This is a genomic window from Streptomyces beigongshangae, from assembly GCF_019710745.1.
In the GTDB taxonomy this organism is placed as follows: domain Bacteria; phylum Actinomycetota; class Actinomycetes; order Streptomycetales; family Streptomycetaceae; genus Streptomyces; species Streptomyces beigongshangae.
Map to the genome: position 1 here is coordinate 128,223 of NZ_JAHKJW010000013.1, position 19,766 is coordinate 147,988.

The 19,766-nt window shown below is 73.3% G+C and carries 16 protein-coding genes and 1 pseudogene; 12 read left to right on the top strand and 5 right to left on the bottom strand.

The genetic code is table 11. The features are described 5' to 3' along the window. The first annotated feature begins 163 nt into the window (after nt 1-163). From KM933_RS12875 to KM933_RS12890, 4 genes are all read left to right on the top strand, one after another. Nucleotides 164-1,252, top strand: coding sequence for a quaternary amine ABC transporter ATP-binding protein (locus KM933_RS12875; RefSeq protein ID WP_221351454.1), 1,089 nt, complete (start codon nt 164-166; stop codon nt 1,250-1,252). Then, the gene (locus KM933_RS12880; protein WP_221351456.1) at nt 1,245-3,854 is read left to right on the top strand and encodes an ABC transporter permease/substrate binding protein; all 2,610 of its coding nucleotides are present in this window, start codon (nt 1,245-1,247) and stop codon (nt 3,852-3,854) included. The genes KM933_RS12875 and KM933_RS12880 overlap by 8 nt, the downstream gene beginning before the upstream one ends. A gap of 315 nt (nt 3,855-4,169) precedes the next feature. Then, nucleotides 4,170-4,733 (top strand): helix-turn-helix domain-containing protein, encoded by a 564-nt coding sequence (locus tag KM933_RS12885; protein WP_221351458.1) that lies wholly within the window; start codon nt 4,170-4,172, stop codon nt 4,731-4,733. A gap of 89 nt (nt 4,734-4,822) precedes the next feature. Beyond that, a complete protein-coding gene (locus tag KM933_RS12890) occupies nt 4,823-5,788 on the top strand; it encodes a LysR family transcriptional regulator (protein WP_430727302.1) in 966 nt (321 codons plus the stop codon). Between the two features lie 130 nt (nt 5,789-5,918). On the opposite strand, the gene KM933_RS12895 is transcribed toward KM933_RS12890, so the two are convergent. Further along, nucleotides 5,919-6,599 carry a gamma-glutamyl-gamma-aminobutyrate hydrolase family protein gene (locus tag KM933_RS12895; protein WP_221351462.1) on the bottom strand — a complete coding sequence of 227 codons (681 nt, stop codon included), beginning with the start codon at nt 6,597-6,599 and terminating at the stop codon, nt 5,919-5,921. Between the two features lie 41 nt (nt 6,600-6,640). Further along, nucleotides 6,641-7,381 (bottom strand): FadR/GntR family transcriptional regulator, encoded by a 741-nt coding sequence (locus KM933_RS12900; protein ID WP_221351464.1) that lies wholly within the window; start codon nt 7,379-7,381, stop codon nt 6,641-6,643. Nucleotides 7,382-7,458: 77 nt separating this feature from the next. Between KM933_RS12900 and KM933_RS12905 the strand changes: the two genes are divergently transcribed. From KM933_RS12905 to KM933_RS12920, 4 genes are all read left to right on the top strand, one after another. Further along, nucleotides 7,459-8,823, top strand: coding sequence for a glutamine synthetase family protein (locus KM933_RS12905; RefSeq protein ID WP_221351466.1), 1,365 nt, complete (start codon nt 7,459-7,461; stop codon nt 8,821-8,823). An 11-nt stretch (nt 8,824-8,834) separates the two neighbouring features. Further along, entirely contained in the window at nt 8,835-10,241 is a 1,407-nt protein-coding gene (locus tag KM933_RS12910; RefSeq protein ID WP_260333446.1) for an aldehyde dehydrogenase family protein, read from the top strand. Then, a complete protein-coding gene (locus tag KM933_RS12915) occupies nt 10,238-11,047 on the top strand; it encodes a 3-oxoacyl-ACP reductase (RefSeq protein WP_221351468.1) in 810 nt (269 codons plus the stop codon). The genes KM933_RS12910 and KM933_RS12915 overlap by 4 nt, the downstream gene beginning before the upstream one ends. Nucleotides 11,048-11,119: 72 nt before the next feature. Next, a complete protein-coding gene (locus KM933_RS12920; RefSeq protein WP_221351566.1) occupies nt 11,120-12,067 on the top strand; it encodes a DUF2510 domain-containing protein in 948 nt (315 codons plus the stop codon). Nucleotides 12,068-12,086: 19 nt separating this feature from the next. Here KM933_RS12920 and KM933_RS12925 read toward each other — a convergent pair whose 3' ends face one another. Then, complete coding sequence (locus KM933_RS12925; protein WP_221351470.1) at nt 12,087-13,289, bottom strand: amino acid deaminase/aldolase; 1,203 nt, start codon at nt 13,287-13,289, stop codon at nt 12,087-12,089. 309 nt (nt 13,290-13,598) lie between these two features. On the opposite strand from KM933_RS12925, the gene KM933_RS39260 reads away from it, so the two are divergent. Together KM933_RS39260 and mycP are read left to right on the top strand one after the other, a co-directional pair. Then, nucleotides 13,599-15,272, top strand: coding sequence for a hypothetical protein (locus KM933_RS39260; RefSeq protein WP_260333447.1), 1,674 nt, complete (start codon nt 13,599-13,601; stop codon nt 15,270-15,272). Further along, nucleotides 15,269-16,462 carry a type VII secretion-associated serine protease mycosin gene (mycP, locus tag KM933_RS12935; RefSeq protein WP_221351472.1) on the top strand — a complete coding sequence of 398 codons (1,194 nt, stop codon included), beginning with the start codon at nt 15,269-15,271 and terminating at the stop codon, nt 16,460-16,462. The genes KM933_RS39260 and mycP overlap by 4 nt, the downstream gene beginning before the upstream one ends. 85 nt (nt 16,463-16,547) lie before the next feature. Here the strand turns inward: mycP and KM933_RS12940 are convergent, their stop codons facing one another. Beyond that, on the bottom strand, nt 16,548-17,327 hold the full coding sequence (locus tag KM933_RS12940; RefSeq protein WP_308013364.1) for a serine hydrolase: 780 nt from the start codon (nt 17,325-17,327) through the stop codon (nt 16,548-16,550). 96 nt (nt 17,328-17,423) lie between these two features. Between KM933_RS12940 and KM933_RS12945 the strand changes: the two genes are divergently transcribed. Continuing rightward, on the top strand, nt 17,424-18,155 hold the full coding sequence (locus tag KM933_RS12945) for an SseB family protein (protein WP_221351475.1): 732 nt from the start codon (nt 17,424-17,426) through the stop codon (nt 18,153-18,155). Between the two features lie 37 nt (nt 18,156-18,192). On the opposite strand, the gene KM933_RS12950 is transcribed toward KM933_RS12945, so the two are convergent. After that, a complete protein-coding gene (locus tag KM933_RS12950; protein ID WP_430727303.1) occupies nt 18,193-18,603 on the bottom strand; it encodes a DUF1844 domain-containing protein in 411 nt (136 codons plus the stop codon). Nucleotides 18,604-18,993: 390 nt separating this feature from the next. Between KM933_RS12950 and infC the strand changes: the two are divergent. After that, nucleotides 18,994-19,702, top strand: a pseudogene (gene infC, locus KM933_RS12955) (translation initiation factor IF-3). Nucleotides 19,703-19,766: the final 64 nt, after the last annotated feature.

Sequence of the window (19,766 nt, forward strand, 5' to 3'; positions counted from 1 at the left end):
TTTGAGCCATACGGGTCTGGGCAGGTGCGGGCCCGGAGCGAACCCGGTCTCTTTACACACCACATACGACATGTGCGGGCCGGACGAGCGGGCGGACCCCGCATCGCTCCACGGCCCGCCGGCGGGGGAGGCGGGCCGTCTTCGTCCGACCGGAGAGGTACTCGTGTCATCCAGGCTGCAGGCGGAACAGCTCTACAAGGTGTTCGGCAGACGACCAGGCGAGGCGGTGGAGCGGCTGCGCGGGGGAGCCGGCCGTGAGGAGTTGCGCGCCGACGGCATCACCGCCGCGGTGATCGACGCCTCCTTCACGGTGGAACCGGGTGAGATCTTCGTCGTCATGGGACTGTCCGGATCCGGCAAGTCCACGTTGCTGCGCATGCTCAACGGACTCCTGGAACCGACCGCGGGACGCGTCGTCTTCGACGGGCAGGACCTCACCGCGCTGAACGACCGTCAGATGCGCGAGGTCCGTTCCCGGAAGGTCAGCATGGTCTTCCAGCACTTCGCGCTCTTCCCGCACCGCAGCGTCCTGGAGAACGCCGCGTACGGCCTGGAGGTGCAGGGCGTGCCGCGCGCGGAGCGCCACGAGCGCGCGACCGAGGCCCTGGTGCTGGCCGGGCTCGCCGGCTGGGAGAAGTCCTGGCCCGACGAACTCTCCGGCGGTATGCAGCAGCGCGTGGGCCTGGCCCGGGCGCTCGCCACCGACGCCGACCTGCTGCTGATGGACGAGTCCTTCAGCGCGCTCGACCCGCTGATCCGCCGGGACATGCAGGACCAGCTGATCGAGCTCCAGAAGAAGCTGAAGAAGACCATCGTCTTCATCACCCACGACCTCAACGAGGCCATGCGCCTGGGCGACCGCATCGCCGTCATGCGGGACGGCCGGATCGTCCAGACCGGCACCGCCGAGGACATCCTCGTGCGTCCCGCGAACGACTACGTGGCCTCCTTCACCCAGGACGTCGACCGCTCCCGGGTCCTCACCGCTGCCTCCGTCATGGACACGGACCTGCGCGGCGACGAGGCGGACTGCGGCTGCGACACCGCGCGGCCCGACTCCTCGTTCGGCGAACTGTGCGCCGTCAGCGCGCGGGTGACGCACCCCGTCGCCGTCGTCGACAAGAAGGGCACGCTGGTGGGGGTCGTGCCCAGACAGCGGCTCGTCGGCTTCCTCGGCGACGAGCAGGGCGAGCCCGCGCCCTGCGACAGCCCGCGCGGCAGGACCCCCGAGGCGGTGCGGGCCGGTGCCTAGGATCCCCTTCGGCGACTGGGTCAACAACACGGTCGACTGGCTGCTGAACCACATGGCGTGGCTCTTCGACTTCCTCAAGACCGTCTTCCTCGGCACCTACGACGGCATCAACGCCGTCCTCCAGGCCCCCGAGCCCCTGCTCCTCGCGGGCATCTTCGCGGTCGTCGCGTTCTGGCTGCGCGGCACCTCGGCCGGTCTCCTCACCTTCGCCGGATTCGCGTTCATCGACTCCCTCGAACTGTGGGAGAACGCGATGATCACCCTGTCGCTCGTCCTCGTGGCGACGATCATCGCGCTCGTCATGGCCGTGCCCGTCGGCATCTGGGCGGCGCGCTCCGACCGGGTCAGCGGCATCGTGCGGCCCGTGCTCGACTTCATGCAGACGCTGCCGGCGATGATCTACCTGATCCCGGCGATCCTGTTCTTCGGCACCGGCGCCCCCGCGGGCATCGTGGCCACCCTGATCTTCGCCCTGGCACCCGGCGTCCGGATGACCGAGCTGGGCATCCGCCAGGTCGACAAGGAACTGGTCGAGGCGGCCGACGCGTTCGGCACCACCCCCGGCAACATCCTGCTGCGCGTCCAGCTGCCGCTCGCCCTGCCCACCGTCATGGCGGGCGTCAACCAGGTCATCATGCTGGGCCTGTCCATGGCCGCCATCGCGGGCATGGTCGGCACCGGCGGTCTCGGCGGCGACGTGAACGAGGCCATCGGCCAGCTGAACGTCGGCCTCGGCTCCGAGGCGGGCGTCGCCATCGTCATCCTCGCCATCTACCTGGACCGCATGACCAGCGCGCTCGGCACCCGGGTCTCGCCGCTGGGCCGCCGTACCGCCGCCAGGCTGAGCGCCGCGAAGGGCCTGCGGATCTGGTCCTACCGCCCCAGCTCGACCGTGGCCGTGGTCGGTGTCGTCGTCCTCGCGCTCGTCGCGGGCGGCATGGGCGTCTTCGGCTCCGACGACGCCGAGACCACCGCGTCCGACAGCGGGAACGTCGGCCGGGGCAAGAAGATCAGCATCGGCTACATCCCCTGGGACGAGGGCGTGGCGTCCACCTTCCTCTGGAAGGAGATCCTGGAACGGCGCGGCTACGAGGTCGACACCAAGCAGTTCGACGCCGGTCCGCTGTACACCTCCCTCGCGCAGGGCGACATCGACTTCCAGACCGACTCCTGGCTGCCCGTCACGCACGAGCAGTACTGGAAGAAGTACGGCAAGCAGCTCGACGACCTGGGCGCCTGGTACGGCCCCACGTCCCTGGAGCTGAGCGTGCCCGCCTACATGGAGGACATCGACTCCCTGGCGGACCTCAAGGGCAAGGGCGACCGGTTCGGCGGGAAGATCACCGGCATCGAGTCCAGCGCCGGGATGATGGGCCTGCTCAAGAACAAGGTCCTCAAGGAGTACGGGCTCGACAAGGAGTACGAGGTCGTCGACAGCTCCACGCCCGCCATGCTGGCCGAGCTGAAGCGCGCGTACGCCAAGAAGGAGCCGTTCGTCGGCACGCTCTGGTCGCCGCACTGGGCGTACAGCGAGTACGAGCTGAAGAAGCTCAAGGACCCCGAGGGCTCCTGGGGCGAGGGCGACGGCGTGCACACGCTCTCCCGCAAGGGGTTCGCCGAGGAGAACCCGGTCGTCGCGAAGTGGCTCAAGGACTTCGAGATGACCGAGAAGCAGCTCACGGGTCTCGAAGCCGAGATCAACAAGGCAGGCAAGGGCGCGCAGCAGAAGGCCGTGCGCACCTGGCTGAAGAGCAACCCGAAGGTCGTCGACGCGCTGGCCCCGGTCGGCGGCTCGTCCGGCACGCCCGCCGAGGCGAAGCGCGCGATCGACGTCGCCTGGTTCCCGTGGGAGGAGTGCGTCGCCATCACCTACCTGTGGAAGAACGTCCTGGACCGGCGCGGCTACACGCTCAACCTCAAGCAGATGGACGTCGGCCCGGTCTACACCGGCCTGGCCTCCGGCGACCTCGACCTCAACTTCGACGCGTGGCTGCCGTACGGCCAGGCGAACTACTGGAAGAAGCACAAGGACGACCTGAAGGACCTCGGCAGCTGGTACGGGCCGACCTCCCTGGAGATCGCGGTGCCCTCCTACGTCGAGGGCGTCAAGTCCCTCGCGGACCTCAAGGGCAAGGCCGACACCTTCGACGGGAAGATCGTCGGGATCGAGCCGGGCACCGGCGAGATGGACCTCCTGAAGAACGACGTGCTGCCGGGGTACGGCCTGGACGACGAGTACGAGGTCGTCGACGGCTCCTCGCCCGCGATGCTGGCCGAGCTGAAGCGCGCGTACGCCAGGAAGGAGCCGATCGCCGTCACCCTCTGGTCGCCGCACTGGGCCTACAGCGAGTACGAGCTCACCAAGCTGTCGGACGAGAAGAAGCTGTTCGGCGAGAACAACGCGCTCCACACCATCTCCAGCGAGAAGTTCCCCGAGCAGTACCCGCAGCTCACGAAGTGGATCGAGAACTTCACGATGACCGAGGACGAGCTCGGCACCCTGGAGGCCGGGATCAAGGAGCGCGGCCAGGGACACGAGGAGGAGGCCGTCGCCGCGTGGCTGGAGGAGCACCCGGACATCGTGGGGCGCATGACTCCGTAGCGACCCCGATGACACCTCGGTGACTCCGGTGTCCCCCGAACGGCCGTGAGGGGTGGCCGGCGCCGTACGGCGCCGGCCACCCCTCACGGCGTACCCGGGCCGGTGCGGCGGAGTTCACCGGGATGTGATCTCGAAGGGGATGCGGCGGGCGCATGAAACGGTTTGCCGAACACCCGTAGGGTGCAGACAACACATCAGGAACCCGCGGGACACGGGCGTGCACCTGTGCGTATGTATGTACAGGTGCACGGGGCGCGGAGGGACCGCGCCGCCGCATCGCATGCACCGACGACGCACCAGGGGGGAGCCGAAGCGATGGACGACAACAAAGAGACCCTTCGAGTGGGCGCGGCCGTCAGGCGGCGACGCCGGTCACTGGAGCTCACCCTCGCCGTCGTCGCCGAGCGCAGCGGTCTGTCGGTGCCGTTCCTCAGCCAGGTCGAGAACGAGCGGGCCCGGCCCAGCACCCGCTCCCTCGAACGCATGGCCGACGCCCTCGGTACGACCCGGGTGGAGCTGCTGGCCGCCGCCGACCCGGCGCGCAGTGTCGACGTGGTGCGCGCCGACGACTCCGAGTTCACCCACGAGCCCCGGGTGCGCCCCCTGGTGCGCGGACACCACCAGTTGCACGCCATGGAGTTCTCCGGCGACCAGGACGCCGGCCGCGAGTTCCAGCACCGCAACGACGAGCTGATGTACGTGGCCGACGGCGTCGTCGAGGTCGAGGCGGAGGGCCGCGCGTACCGCCTGGGCCGCGGCGACACCCTGTACCTGACCGGCGGGGTGCGCCACCGGTGGCGGGCCACCGAGGAGGACACCCGCGTCCTGCTCGTCGCGGTCGCGGACCATGTCGAGGCGGTGGACGACCCCGGCCGCTGAGGTGCCCCGCGCCTGCGCCTGTGCCCTCGCGGGCGGGCCGTGTGCGCGGCACCGGGGAGTGCCGGTCCGTTGGGGCATAAGGTGGATTTATGGGTTGGGACGACGGAGCGCGTGCCCCGCGTGACCGGGGGGTTCGCGGAGCGGGGCCGGTGCCGGTGCCGGGCGGAGGGCTGGCGCACCGGGTGCCCGAGCTGGGTGCGCTGGAACTGCTGCTGGCCGTGGCGCGGCTCGGGAGCCTGGGGCGGGCCGCCCGGGAGCTGGGGATCACCCAGCCCGCCGCCAGCAGCCGGATCCGGTCCATGGAACGGCAGCTGGGGGTCGCGCTGGTGGACCGGTCGCCCAGGGGGTCGCGGCTCACCGACGCGGGCGCGCTGGTCACGGACTGGGCCCGGCGGGTGGTGGAGGCGGCGGAGGCGTTCGACGCGGGGGCGCAGGCGTTGCGGGACCGGCGCGACTCGCGGCTGCGGGTCGCCGCGAGCATGACGATCGCCGAGTACCTGCTGCCGGGCTGGCTGATCGCGCTGCGCGGGCAGCGGCCGGACACGGCGGTGTCGCTGCTCGCGGGGAACTCGACGGTGGTGGCCGAGCGGGTGCTGTCGGGCGAGGCGGACCTCGGGTTCGTGGAGGGGGTGTCCGTGGCGGGCGGCCTCGACTCCGTGGTGATCGCGCACGACCGGCTGATCGTGGTGACCGCGCCCGGGCACGCGTGGGCGCGGCGGAGCCGGGCGCTGGACGCGGGGGAGCTGGCGGCGACGCCGCTGATCCTGCGGGAGAAGGGGTCGGGGACGCGGCAGGTGCTGGACGCGGCGCTCGGGGGGCCGGCGCGGCCGCTGATCGAGCTGTCCTCCACGACCGCGGTCAAGGCGTCCGCGGCGTCGGGGGCCGGGCCCGCGGTGCTGAGCGAGCTGGCGCTCGGGGAGGAGCTGTCGGCCCGGCGGCTGGTGGCGATTCCGGTGGAGGGGGTACGGCTGGGCAGGGACCTGCGGGCGGTGTGGCCGACGGGGCACCGGCCGGCGGGGCCGGCGCGGGATCTTCTGGCGTTGACGAGGGCCTAGCTTTTGTCTGCGGGTGGGCGGGGGCGGGGGTTGCCGGTCGCCCGAGAACCCCGCCCGGCCGGGACTCACCCAGGGGCGCGGGGAACTGCGCGACCAGCCGGGAGGGACCCGCAGCTCACCAGGAGACGCGTCAGGACGACGCCCTCACCAGACCCTCCATCACACACACGTCCGCCCCCATCTCCGGATGCCACTGGACCCCCAGGGCCCACCGGGGCCCGGGGAGTTCGACCGCCTCCACCGTCCCGTCCGCCGCGAACGCGCTCGCCGTGAGCCCCGACCCCAGCCGGTCCACCGCCTGGTGGTGGTACGTCGGCACGAGCACCTCCTCGTCGACCAGCTCCGCGTACAGCGACCCCGGCACCGGTTTCACCGTGTGCCGTCCGAACACCCCCACCGCCCCGACGTGTCCTTCGACGTGCTGCACGAGCGTCCCGCCGAGCGCGACGTTCAGCAGCTGCATCCCCCGGCAGATGCCGAGCAGCGGCGTCCCGGAGGCCAGCGCGGCCCCGATCAGCGCGAGCTCCCAGCCGTCCCGGGCACGGGCCTCCGGTCCGCAGCGCGGGTCGCGCTCGGCCCCGTACCGGGACGGGTCCACGTCGGGGCCGCCCGCGATCACCAGACCGTCGAGCCGGGCCACGGCCCCCGCCGCGTACGCCGGGTCGTCCGGCGGGAGCATCACGGCCAGGCCCCCCGCCGCCTGGACCAGCCGCGGATAACCGGCCGGCAGCAGCGCGGCCTCCAGCTCCCACACCCCCCACCGCGCGGTCTCCAGGTACGTGCTGACGCCTATCAGTGGTTTGGTCGCCATTCCGTGCTTTCCGTGTTCGTCGATGGGCCGGGTACATGTCTTCAGGTCAGGAAGCCGCGCAGCAGCGACGCCGTGCCCGCGCAGTGCTCCCGCATCGCCCGGCGCGCCCCGTCCGCGTCCCCGGCCAGCACCGCACCGACCAGTGCCGCGTGCTGGCGCTGGGAGTGCTCCAGGTTCCGCACCAGCAGGGGGATGCAGTCGAGGAGGTCGTTCACCGTCGAGCGGACGGCCGCGTACCGGCCGGCGAGGGTCGGCGAGCCGCACAGGTCGGCGAGGGTCAGGTGGAGGAGGGTGTCGAGGCGGCGGTACTCCGTCAGCGGGGCGTCCTGCGTGCGGGCCAGCGCCGTGCGCAGCAGTCCGGCCTGCCGGGCGGAGAGGCCGTGGGTCGCGCACAGTTCGGCGGCGCCGACCTCCAGCACCTCCCGGAAGCGCAGGACGTCCTCGATGTCGACCCGCTCGATCTCGACGCGCCGGCGAAGTTCGGCCTCGCCGGCCGCCCCGGAACGGGCCCGTACGAACGTGCCGCCGTACCGGCCGCGCCGGGACTCGACGAGCCCTTGGTCCTGGAGGACCTTCAGGACCTCGCGCAGCGTCACCCGGCTGATCCCGAGCCGCCGCGCCAACTCCCTTTCGGGGGGCAGCCGTTCGCCGCCGGGGACCAGGCCGAGCCGCACGACCTGGAGGATCTGCTCCAGGGCCTCCTCGAAGCCGTTGCCCGCGCGCACCGGCCGCAGGACCGCTGCCAGCCGGCCGTCCGGACCGTGCGGACCGTGCTGCGCCATCCGACCGCGCCCCCTTCCCAAGCAATGGTCCTCCGCAATACCTTATGGCTCCCGGCGGACCGAAGGAGACCTTTCCCGTGGCAGACCGCACACCCCCGCTCTCCGTCGAGGAACTGCACGCCCTGGTGGCGGGCGGTGAGATCGACACGGTCGTCCTGGCCTTCCCGGACATGCAGGGACGGCTGCAGGGCAAGCGGTTCGCCGCGCGCTTCTTCCTCGACGAGGTCCTGGAGCACGGCTCGGAGGGCTGCAACTACCTCCTCGCGGTCGACACCGACATGAACACGGTCGAGGGGTACGAGATGTCGTCCTGGGAGCGGGGGTACGGCGACTTCGCGATGCTGCCGGACACCGCCACGCTGCGCCGGGTGCCGTGGAACGCCGGCACGGCGATGCTCGTCGCCGACCTCGCCTGGGAGGACGGCTCGCCCGTCGTGGCCGCGCCCCGCCAGATCCTGCGCCGGCAGCTGGAGCGGCTCGCCGACCACGGCTTCACCGCCCGGGTCGGGACCGAGCTGGAGTTCATCGTCTTCAGGGACACGTACGAGCGGGCGTGGGACGCCGGCTACCGGGGGCTGACGCCCGCCAACCAGTACAACATCGACTACTCCGTGCTCGGGACCGGACGCATCGAGCCCCTGCTGCGCAGGATCCGCAACGAGATGACGGCGGCCGGGCTGACCGTGGAGTCCGCCAAGGGCGAGTGCAACCCCGGGCAGCACGAGATCGTGTTCAAGTACGACGACGCCCTGGTCACCTGCGACCAGCACGCCGTCTACAAGACCGGGGCCAAGGAGATCGCCTCCCAGGAGGGTGTCTCGCTCACCTTCATGGCCAAGTACAACGAGCGCGAGGGCAACTCCTGTCACATCCACCTCTCGCTCGCCGACGCCGACGGCACGAACGCGATGGCCGGTGACGCCGAGGACGGCATGTCGCCGGTGATGCGGTACTTCCTCGCGGGGCAGCTCGCCGCCCTGCGGGACTTCTCCCTCCTGTACGCGCCCAACATCAACTCCTACAAGAGGTTCCAGCCGGGCTCGTTCGCGCCGACGGCCGTCGCCTGGGGGCGCGACAACCGCACCTGCGCGCTGCGTGTCGTCGGCCACGGCCGCTCGATGCGCTTCGAGAACCGGCTGCCGGGCGGGGACGTGAATCCGCACCTGGCGGTCGCCGGTCTGGTCGCGGCGGGGCTGTACGGCATCGAGCAGAAGCTGGAGCTGCCCGAGGCGTGCACCGGAAACGCCTACAGCGCCGGGTACGAGCACGTGCCCACCACCCTGCGCGAGGCGGCCGAGCTCTGGGAGAACAGCGCCATCGCCCGGTCCGCCTTCGGTGACGAGGTGGTCGCGCACTACCGCAACATGGCGCGCGTGGAGCTGGACGCCTTCGACGCCGCGGTGACCGACTGGGAGCTGCGCCGCTCCTTCGAACGCATGTGAGGGGTTCTTCGTTGTCGCACACGTCACACAGGGGGCACGGGACCGACGAGCACGAGCTCCGGGTGCTCGATCCGGCCACCGGGGGAGTCGTCGCCACCGTGGCGGGGACCGGCACGGCGGATGTGGACGCGGCCGTGGCGCGGGCCGCGAAGGCCCAGGTCCGCTGGGCCGCGCTCGCCCCGGGGGAGCGGGCACGACTGCTGCGCCGGTTCGCCGTCGTCGTCGACGAGCACCGCGAGGAGCTGGCCCGGCTGGAGGTCCGCGAGGCCGGGCACACCGTCGGCAACGCCCGCTGGGAGGCGGGCAACGTCCGTGATCTGCTCGACTACGCGGCCGGGGGAGTGGAGCGGCTCACCGGACGCCAGATCCCGGTGCCGGGCGGCCTCGACGTCACGATCCTCGAACCGCTGGGCGTGGTCGGCGTCATCGCGCCCTGGAACTTCCCGATGCCGATCGCGGCCTGGGGCACGGCCCCCGCGCTCGCGGCGGGCAACGCCGTCCTCCTGAAGCCGGCCGAGACGACCCCGCTGACGGCGCTGCGGCTGGCCGAGCTGGCCCTGCTGGCGGGCCTTCCCGAACACCTCTTCCAGGTGCTGCCGGGCGCGGGCCCCGTCACGGGCAACGCGCTGGTCGAGCACCCCGGCGTCGCGAAGATCGTCTTCACGGGGTCGGCGGCCGTGGGCAGACAGGTACTGGCCAAGGGCGCGGCCCTGGTCAAGCGCGTCACCCTGGAACTCGGCGGCAAGAGCCCCAACATCGTCTTCGCCGACGCCGACGTCGGGGCCGCCGCGGCCGCCGCCCCCATGTCCTTCCTCGACAACGCCGGCCAGGACTGCTGCGCCCGCACCCGCATCCTCGTCCAGCGGCCGGTGTACGACCGCTTCCTCGAACTCCTCGCCCCCGCGGTCGAGTCCGTCGTCGTCGGCGACCCGTCCGACGAGAGCACCGCCATGGGCCCGCTCATCTCGCAGGCCCAGCTGGACCGCGTGCGGTCGTACGTTCCCGGCGGCCTCGCGGGCATCAGGGGCACCGCTCCCGAAGGTCCCGGCTTCTGGTTCCCGCCCACCGTCCTGACCGGGGTCGACCCCGACGCACGGGTGGCCGTCGAGGAGGTCTTCGGGCCGGTCGCCGTGGTCCTCCCCTTCGACGACGAGGCCGACGCGGTCCGCCTAGCCAACGCCACCGAGTACGGCCTGTCCGGCTCGATCTGGACCCGGGACGTGGGCCGCGCCCTGCGGGTGTCCGGCGCCGTCCGGGCCGGGAACCTGTCCGTCAACTCCCACTCCAGCGTCCGCTACTGGACCCCCTTCGGCGGCTTCAAGCAGTCCGGCATCGGCCGCGAACTCGGCCCGGACGCCCTGGCCGCCTTCACCGAGACCAAGAACGTCTTCATCAGCACGGAGGGCCCCGCACAGTGACACCACCGACCGACACCGCCGACACCGCCGACGCCCCCGCCTGCCGCCGCCTGGTCGGCCGCACCGCCGTCGTCACCGGCGCCGGCAGCGGTATCGGCCTCGCCACCGCCCGCCGGCTCGCCTCCGAGGGCGCCCACGTCGTCTGCGGCGACGTCGACGAGGCCCGCGGCGAGGCCGCCGCCGCCGAGGCGGGAGGCATCTTCGTCAAGGTCGACGTCACCGATGCCGACCAGGTCGAGGCGCTCTTCGGGGCCGCGTACGACACCTACGGATCGGTCGACGTCGCCTTCAACAACGCGGGCATATCGCCGCCCGACGACGACTCGATCCTGGACACCGGCCTGGAGGCGTGGAAGCGCGTCCAGGAGGTCAACCTCACCTCCGTCTACCTGTGCTGCAAGGCCGCGATCCCCTACATGCGGCGCCAGGGCAAGGGGTCGATCATCAACACCGCCTCCTTCGTGGCCCGGATGGGCGCCGCGACCTCGCAGATCTCGTACACCGCGTCCAAGGGCGGCGTGCTGGCCATGTCCCGGGAGCTGGGCGTGCAGTTCGCCCGCGAGGGCATCCGGGTCAACGCCCTGTGCCCCGGGCCGGTCGACACCCCCCTCCTGCGGGAACTGTTCGCGAAGGACCCCGAGCGCGCCGCGCGCCGCCTCGTGCACATCCCGCTCGGACGGTTCGCGCGGGCCGACGAGATCGCCGCCGCCGTCGCCTTCCTCGCCAGCGACGACTCCTCGTTCGTGAACGCCACGGACTTCCTGGTGGACGGCGGGATCTCGGGGGCCTACGTCACGCCGCTCTAGGACGGGTTCAGGCCCCGTCCCCGGATGACCCGTGTGGCCCCGCCGGGCGGCGCCTAGAGTGCCGGGATGAGCATGACGCCCCCGCCCGGTTGGTACCGGGACCCCTCCGCCCCGTACACGGAGCGCCGGTGGGACGGGACCGCCTGGACCGAGCACCGCCGTACGCCCGGTACGCCAGGTACACCCGGAGTGCCGCAGACGCTGCCGCAGATGCCGCCGCAGACGGTGTCCGGGCCCGTGGGCGACGGTCCGACCGGACGCGCCAAGGCGGTCGCCCTCAGCACCGCGGCGGCCGTCCTCGTCGCCGCCATCGTCACCGGCGCCGTCGTCCTGAGCGGCGGCGGCGACGGCGGGCCCGAGGTGGGGACCGCGCCGGCGCCTTCGGTCTCCGCGCCGGCGGGCGCGCCGTCCTCGCACTCCGGGCCCGCGCCGGAACCGTCCGCCGACGATCCCGCCGTCGTCGTGGACGAGCTCAACGGCATCACCCTGCCGCTCCCCGACGGCTGGGTGAGACCCGGGAACGTCTCCGACACCGACGTCGTGATGACCACCCCCGGGACGTACGACTGCCCCGGCGACGACGGCCTCTGCCGTCACGGCACGGTCGCCTCGCGCACGGTGACCGCGAACGACGAGAAGTCCCCCGAGGCGCTCGCCAGGGACGACATCTCCGAGGCGGCCGACCTGGCGTACGACCGCGACAGGCTCGACCGGCGCCCCTTCCACGGGATCACGTCCCGCCGGCTGGTGGAGCAGGGGCCGGTCGCGGTCGCCGGGCGCGCCGGGTACTTCGTGCGCTGGCGCGTCAGGACCGGGGCGGGACCCGGCGGCTACGTCCAGTCGACGGCGTTCCCGTCCAGCACCGGCTCGGAGGCGCTGGTCATGGTGCGGTACGTGTTCGACGCGGGCGAGGAGGGGCCGCCGCTCGCCGACATGGACCGGATCACCGAGGGGATCCGGCCGGTCGGCGACCGGGACACCGGCGGGGGCGTGGGCAGCGGCATCGGTCCCACCCGGTAGCCGGGGCCGGGGCCGGGGGTCAGAGGAACGTGTGGCCCTCGCCGCGGTACGTCGGCACCGTCTCCGTCACCGCGTCGCCCGCCACCAGGTGCAGCGCGTCGAACCGCTCGCACAGCTCCCCGGCCTTCGCGTGCCGGAACCACACCTTGTCGCCGATCAGCAGATCGTCCGCGGGCGGGCCGAGCAGCGGTGTCTGCACCTCCCCGGCGCCCTCCCGGCCGTCGTACCGCAGCCCCTCGGGCAGGTACGGCACGGGCAGCCGGTCGGCGCCCGGGGCGCCCGAGGCCGGGTAGCCGCCGCCGAGGACGGTCACCACGCCCACCCCCGGCCGGCGTACGACGGGCTGCGCGAAGAGCGCGGCCGGACGCCCGCTGAACGACGTGTAGTCGTCGAAGAGCCGCGGCACGTACAGCCCCGAACCGGCCGCGATCTCGGTCACCGAGTCCTCGGCCGCGGTGTGCTGGACACTGCCCGTGCCGCCGCCGTTGACGAACTCCAGGTCCGGCGCGACGGCCCGGACGGCCCGTACGACGTCCGCCCGGCGCTGTGCCAGCTCCCTGCGGGCCGTGGCCTGCATCAGCCGGATCGCGCGCGACCGCAGCGGGCGCCCCCGCACCGCGTCGCCGACCCCGGCGATGTGCCCCTCGTACGCCATGATCCCGACGAGCCGGAAACCGGGCCGGCGGGCGATCGTACGGGCCATCTCGGCGGCCTGGGCGGCGGAGTGCAGGGGCGAACGGAGAGCGCCGATCCGGATCCGGCCGCCGAGCATCCTCAGCGAGGTGTCCAGCTCCAGGCAGACGCGCACCTCCTCGCGTCCGCCGTCCCTGGCGTCGTCGATCAGCCGCAGCTGCGCCGGGTCGTCGACCATGACGGTCACCGCGGCGGCGAGCTTGGGATCGGCGGCGAGCGCCGCGTACGCGGCCCGGTCGGCCGACGGATAGGCGAGCAGTACGTCGTCGAAGCCGGAGCGGGCCAGCCACAGGGACTCGGCGAGGGTGTACGACATGAGCCCGGCGAAACCCTCACGGGTGAGCACGCGCTCCAGCAGGGCACGGCAGCGCACCGACTTGCTCGCGACGCGCACGGGCTTGCCCGCGGCCCTGCGCACGAGATCGTCCGCGTTGGCGTCGAAGGCATCCAGGTCCACGATCGCGACGGGTGCTTCCAGGTGTGCGGTGGCCCGGTCGTAGCGGGCCCGGTCCGCGGCGTGGGCAGTCATGCCCGAAGCCTGCCAGACCGGATTACCGCAGGGTAGAGGGACGTTCCGGGCAGATGCCCCGGGCCCGCGGACTGATTCCCCCGCGCACGGCGTCAAGCCGTAGAGTGACGCGCACGCAAGCGGGGAACGGATCCTGTCCGGAGGCGTTCCCCCGGCGGGTCGGTCGTCCGGGGTCGAGGAAACGGGGGGTGCATGAGCACGGAAGCGCGCCGCGCCTCCCTCCCTCCGCGCCCGTCCACGCCGCCGGGACCGCGGGCGGGGGACGGCCCGCGACCGGGGGCGGACCGTGAGCACGTGGACCGTGAGGACATGAATCCGGCCGAAGGCGAAGGGGCCGGCGGGCTCGCCGTCCCGTCGGCGGCCGGACCGACCGCACCGGCCGGACCGACCGCACCGACCGCACCGGCCGGAGTGACCGCACCGGCCGGACCGGCCGGATCCGCGAAGTTCTGGGGCGCCTCCCGGGGATCCGCGGCAGCCGCGGGCACAGGCGAGGGCGCGGACGGTGACGGTGACGGGCGGACGGCGTCCGTGCCGTCCGGGCGCGAGCGCGGGGGCACCGCCTCGCGGTCCGGTGCCGCGGATGCCTGGTTCGGGACGAGCCCGGCGGGTACGCCACCCCGACCGCGTACGCCGGGACCCCGGCAGGGCGCCGAGACGTTTCCGCCGCCCGCGGCCTCGGCCCGTTTCCCGGACACCCCGCCCGGCGGGACGCCCGTCCCGCCACGCCCTGCGACGGCGCCGCGTGCTCCCGCGGGGGGCGCCGGGTGGGCCGACGCCCCGGACGCCGCCGTCCCGCCGCCCAGGACGGACGGCCCCGGAGTGGGCACGGGGGCCGTCCCCGGACGCGGGGCCCGGCAGGACCCCCCGCCGCGTCCCGCGGGTCCGCCCCGCCCCGCCGCGAGGACCCCCCGGACGCCGAACGGCCAGGCGGCGAACGGGCAGGTGCGGCCCGCCCCGGCACGCCCCGCCGCACCGCCCCGCCCCAGCACCGTCCAGTCCTTCGCGCGGCGCACCGGTGCGCCCGTCGAGGCACCGGCACGGTTCGGCAGGAGCACGGCCGGTCCCGGTGAGTCGTTCACCGACGAGTCCTTCCCGGGCGAGTCCTTCACAGCTCCCGCCCGGCGCGTCCAGGGACCTCCGGAGCCGGTGCGACGGCCGTTCGTGTCGCTCGCGGAGCCGGACACCCACGACCACGACACCGCGCACACGCGTTCCGCGGGTCCCCGCCGACGCTCCGCCGTGGTCGCCGCCGCGGCGTGCACGGTGCTCGGACTCGGGCTCATCGGCGGCGCCGTGACCGGCAGCCGGCTCACCGGGGACAGCGCGGGCGGAGCCGGGGCGCCGGACGCGTTCAGGGCGGCCGGCGACCTTTGGCACACCGTCCCCGTCGACGAGCTCTTCCCGCCCACGGTCGAGGGCGAGGGCGCCGGACCCGGCGGCGCCGACCGCGCGTGGACCCGTGTCGCCGTCGCCCCCGACAGCGGCTGCCGGGACGCCTTCGACCCGCTCCTGCGCGAGGCGCTCGCCCCCGCCGGCTGCCTGCGGCTCCTGCGCGCCACCTACACGGACGCGACCCGCAGCCATGTCACCACGGTCGGGCTGCTGTTCACGAAGGCCGACTCCGCCGCCACGGCCGCACTGCGCAGCCGGTTCGAGGAGCAGGGCCTCGACAGCCGGCGCGACCTCATGCCCCGCCCGTACGCGGCGAAGGGCACCGTCGCGGCCCGCTTCGGGGACGGCCAGCGCGCCTCGTGGACGCTGTCGGTGCTGACCGACGCCCCGGTCGTCGCGTACGCGGTCTCCGGCTTCGCCGACGGCCGTGCCGTCGCCGAACCGCAGGCCGCCGAGGACGCGATGAAGGCCGGCGCCACCACCCCCGCCGCCCAGGCCGGCCTCGGCCACGACGCGCAGGGCCTCGCCGACCGCGTCGAGCGGAGCCTCCGCAAGACCGTCGACCCGGCCGCGGAGAAACCGTCATGACCCGCAGGGCACGCAGGGCACCCCGGGGGAGAAGCCTCCTGGTCGCCGTCATGGCCGCCGGGCTCGCCCTCCTCCCCTCCACCGCCGCGCACGCCGACGGCATCCGTGCCAAGCAGTGGGCCCTGGACGCGATGCACACGCAGGAGGCATGGCGGACGACCAGGGGCGCGGGCATCACCGTCGCCGTCCTGGACACGGGCGTCGACGACGAGCACCCCGACCTCGCGGGCAACGTCCTCGCCGGCAGGGACATGGTCGGGTTCGGCGCCGGACGCGGCGACCGCCCCTGGGCCCGGCACGGCACGGCGATGGCCGGCATCATCGCGGGCCACGGACACGGCGCGGGCAACGCCGACGGCGTCATGGGCATCGCCCCCGAGGCGAAGATCCTGCCCGTCCGCGTCATCCTCGAAGACGGCGACACGGCCCGCGGCAAGGCCCGTGACAGCCGCGGCAACGCCCTCGCCGAAGGCATCCGCTGGGCCGCCGACCAGGGTGCCGACGTCATCAACCTCTCCCTCGGCGACGACTCCGAGTCCGCCCACCCGGAGGCATCGGAGGACGCCGCCGTCCAGTACGCCCTGGAGAAGGGCGCCGCCGTCGTCGCCTCGGCCGGGAACGGCGGCGAGCGGGGTGACCACATCTCGTACCCGGCGGCCTACCCGGGCGTGATCGCCGTGACCGCCGTCGACCGCTACGGCACGCGCGCCCCGTTCTCCACCCGCCGCTGGTACGCCACGGTCAGCGCCCCCGGTGTCGACGTCGTCATCGCCGATCCCGACCGGAAGTACTACGAGGGCTGGGGCACCAGCGCGGCCTCGGCCTTCGTCTCCGGTGCCGTCGCCCTCGTCAAGGCGGCCCGCCCGGGCCTGTCCCCGGCGCAGATCAAGGAACTCCTGGAGGACACGGCCCGCGACGCCCCCGCCGGGGGCCGTGACGACTCCCGGGGAGCCGGTTTCGTGGACCCCGCGGCGGCCATCAGGGCGGCCGCCGGCCTGAAGCCCGAGGACGTGACCGCGGCGGCCCACTCCGGCAAGTACTTCGGCGAGGGCCCGGACACCGCCGGCGACGACCGGTCCCCGACCGCCTGGGCCGGCCCACTGGCGGGCAGCGCCGGCGGAGTCCTGATCGTCGTGGCGGTCGTCCTCTGGCGGGGCAGCAGGACTCCCCGCCACCCCGACGTCCCGTAGCCGCCCAGCAGCCGTCCCGACAGTCCACCGGGACCTCCGCGGCGGGACGGCATCGGCACGGCATGCATCGGCACGGCCCCACGCGTCAGTCCCCCGCCAGGACGGACACGGCGGCCCGGGCGACCGCCTCCACCAGCGAAATCCCCTTCCCCTTGGTGGAGTTGCCGTCGGACAGCACGGCCACGAGGAAGGCGCGGCCGTCCACGAAGACCCGCCCGACGCTGTTGATGTCCCACAGCCCGGTCGTGCTCCGCGGCAGCCAGCCGTTCTTCAGGGCGAACCCGGCGCCGACGGGCCTCGCGGCCGCCGACACGCCCCAGTCCTGCCCCTCGGCGACGTCCCCCATCAGCCCGCGCAGGTACTCCCGCGAGCCGGCGTCGAGCTCCGGGGGCCCCGCGTCGTCGCCGTCCCCGAACACCTGCCGCAGCAGGACGAGCTGGTCGGCTGCCGTGGTTCGGGTCAGCCCCCACAGCGGCCCCTCCCCGCCCTCGGTGCCGGTGAGCCCCAGACGTCCGCCGGCCTCGGCCAGTCCCCGCGCCCCGCCGATCGCCCTCCACAGCGCCGTGGCGGACGCGTTGTCGCTCTCGCGGATCATCGCGCCCGCGTACGCCCTCTCCTGCGCGGTGAGTTCACGCCCGGCGTCCTGCGCCCGCAGCAGCAGCGAGGCGAGGATGCCGACCTTCACGACGCTCGCGGTGTCGAACGCGCCGTCCCCGAACACCGCGCCGTCCCCGGACCCCGTGTCCAGCACCGCCACCGACACCCGCGCCCCGGCCTCGACGTCGAGACGCCCGACCACCTCGGCGAGCCGCGCGTCCCGGTCCGCGGAAGGAAGGGCGGCACCGGCCGCTGTCACACTCTCCACCGTCGCCTCCGTCGTCGTTCCGGGTGACGCCCGGGAGGATACGGGTTCACCGGCACCGTGCGCCCGCGCCGTACGGCACCGATAGGGTCGGTGACCGTGGCGAACAAGAACATCCCCGACCCCGGCTTCTCCGACGACGACGGCTCCGCCGACCCCCGGCTGAGCGCGGCGCTCGCGGCCTGGGCCGAGGACCGCTCCGCGCACGGTCCCGTCCTGGCGGCGCTCAAGGACGCCCGGCTCCTCGTGCCCGTCGTCGCCGTGCTCGGTGAGGTGGAGGAGGACGAGAAGGGGCTGCGCCGTGAGAAGACGAGTGACATGGCCGTCCCCACCCTCAAGGCCGGCGGCCGGACCGCGCTGCCCGCTTTCACCTCCACCGGGTCACTGGCCCGCTGGGATCCGCAGGCCCGCCCCGTCGCCGTACCCCTGCACCAGGCCCTGCGGGCCGCCGCGCACGAGAAGGCCGACACCGTCGTGCTCGACCTGGCGGGACCGGTCGCGTACGAGCTGACGGGCCCGGCCCTGCTGGCGCTCGCCGAGGGGCGTACGGCGACGGACCCGCTGGCCGACCCCGCCGTGCTGGCCGCGGTGCGCGCCGCGGTCGCCGCCGAGCCGCTGGTGCTCCGCGCCCACCTCGGTCCCGGGCAGGCCGACGGCACCCTCGCCCTCGTACTGGACCCGTCCGCCGACCCGTCAGCGACGGCCCGGGCCGTCGCCCGGCACCTGGCGGCCGACGAGACACTGAGGGCCCGCCTGGTGCGCGGCCTGGACCTGGCACTGCTGCCGGCCGGGGCGACGCCACCGGGCGAGCCCCTGTACGTACGTCGGTAGGCCCGGTAGGCCCGGTAGGGCGCAGGAGGGGCAGGGCTCAGCCGAAGACCGGGCCCGTGTACTTCTCGCCGGGGCCCTGGCCCGGCTCGTCCGGGACGAGGGACGCCTCGCGGAAGGCCAGCTGGAGCGACTTCAGGCCGTCGCGCAGCGGCGCCGCGTGGAAGGAGCTGATCTCGGTCGCGCTCGCGTCGAGCAGCCCGGCCAGCGCGTGGACCAGCTTGCGCGCCTCGTCGAGGTCCTTGTACTTGTCGCCCTCCTCAGTCAGACCGAGCTTCACGGCGGCGGCGCTCATCAGGTTGACGGCGACCGTGACCAGGACCTCGACCGCGGGGACCTCGGCGATGTCGCGGGTCATGTCGTCGAAACCGGGAGAACCGGGAGAACCGGGAGAACCGGGAGAACCGGGAGAACCGGGGGAACCAGGGGATTCGGGAGGGGTGTCACTCATGCCCCACACGATAGGCCCCGGCCCGGCGGCCCCCGCCCGCGGGAGAGGCAGGGGGCGCAGGGGGAGAGCGGTGCGCGCACACCGGTTAGCACCACCACGGGGGAGGTGCTAACCTTGTGTAACGACCGGCCGGACACTCCTGTGCCCGGCCCGCAAGTGGAGGCTCCGATCTCCCACCCGACCGCCCTCCGGGACGGCGGGTCACCCGGTCAGGCGGCCACCATCGTTCCGTACGGACGATGGAGTCGCTGGATATGCGCCCCGCGGTTGACCGCGGCGGTGCTCCGGTCACCCTTGGAGCCACCGCCTGCGTCCCGTCCGGGGCATTTTTCATGTGCCACGGTGGTTGGTCCGGTGAAAAGACGTACGCGAGCTGTCTGCCAGACAGCCGTGTGGTGCTATCCGAGGAGGATCCATCAGCGCCGAGCCCCGCATCAACGACCGGATTCGCGTTCCCGAGGTGCGACTTGTCGGTCCCAGCGGCGAGCAGGTCGGGATTGTCCCGCTTGCCAAAGCCCTGGAGCTTGCACAGGAGTACGACCTCGACCTGGTCGAGGTGGCCGCAACCGCGCGCCCGCCGGTCTGCAAGCTCATGGACTACGGGAAGTTCAAGTACGAGTCGGCCATGAAGGCCCGTGAGGCGCGCAAGAACCAGGCGCACACGGTCATCAAGGAGATGAAGCTCCGGCCGAAGATCGACCCGCACGACTATGACACCAAGAAGGGTCACGTCGTCCGGTTCCTCAAGCAGGGCGACAAGGTCAAGATCACGATCATGTTCCGTGGTCGCGAGCAGTCCCGGCCGGAGCTCGGCTACCGGCTGCTGCAGCGGCTTGCTTCGGACGTCGAGGACCTCGGCTTCGTCGAGTCCAACCCGAAGCAGGACGGCCGAAACATGATCATGGTTCTCGGCCCGCACAAGAAGAAGACCGAGGCGATGGCCGAGGCCCGTGAGGCCCAGGCCGCCCGCAAGGCCGAAGCCAAGGCCAACCCGGGCAAGTCGCAGAACCACGCGGACGACGACATTCCCGACGCGGAAGCCGCCGACACCGAGGTGGAGACCGCCGAGGCTCCGGACAAGGCCTCTGCCGAGGCCTGAGCCCGGAGCACGGGTCCAGGGGGTCTCCGGACGCGAGTCCGGGGACGTCAACCGACACACATGA

Coding starts and splice junctions, on each gene's coding strand:
- mycP (WP_221351472.1), top strand. CDS start 15,269: ATGACCCGCAGGGCACGCAGGGCACCCCGGGGGAGAAGCCTCCTGGTC.
- KM933_RS12895 (WP_221351462.1), bottom strand. CDS start 6,599: ATGGCGACCAAACCACTGATAGGCGTCAGCACGTACCTGGAGACCGCG.
- KM933_RS12890 (WP_430727302.1), top strand. CDS start 4,823: ATGGGTTGGGACGACGGAGCGCGTGCCCCGCGTGACCGGGGGGTTCGC.
- KM933_RS12900 (WP_221351464.1), bottom strand. CDS start 7,381: ATGGCGCAGCACGGTCCGCACGGTCCGGACGGCCGGCTGGCAGCGGTC.
- KM933_RS12920 (WP_221351566.1), top strand. CDS start 11,120: ATGACGCCCCCGCCCGGTTGGTACCGGGACCCCTCCGCCCCGTACACG.
- KM933_RS39260 (WP_260333447.1), top strand. CDS start 13,599: ATGAATCCGGCCGAAGGCGAAGGGGCCGGCGGGCTCGCCGTCCCGTCG.
- KM933_RS12925 (WP_221351470.1), bottom strand. CDS start 13,289: ATGACTGCCCACGCCGCGGACCGGGCCCGCTACGACCGGGCCACCGCA.
- KM933_RS12885 (WP_221351458.1), top strand. CDS start 4,170: ATGGACGACAACAAAGAGACCCTTCGAGTGGGCGCGGCCGTCAGGCGG.
- KM933_RS12950 (WP_430727303.1), bottom strand. CDS start 18,603: ATGAGTGACACCCCTCCCGAATCCCCTGGTTCCCCCGGTTCTCCCGGT.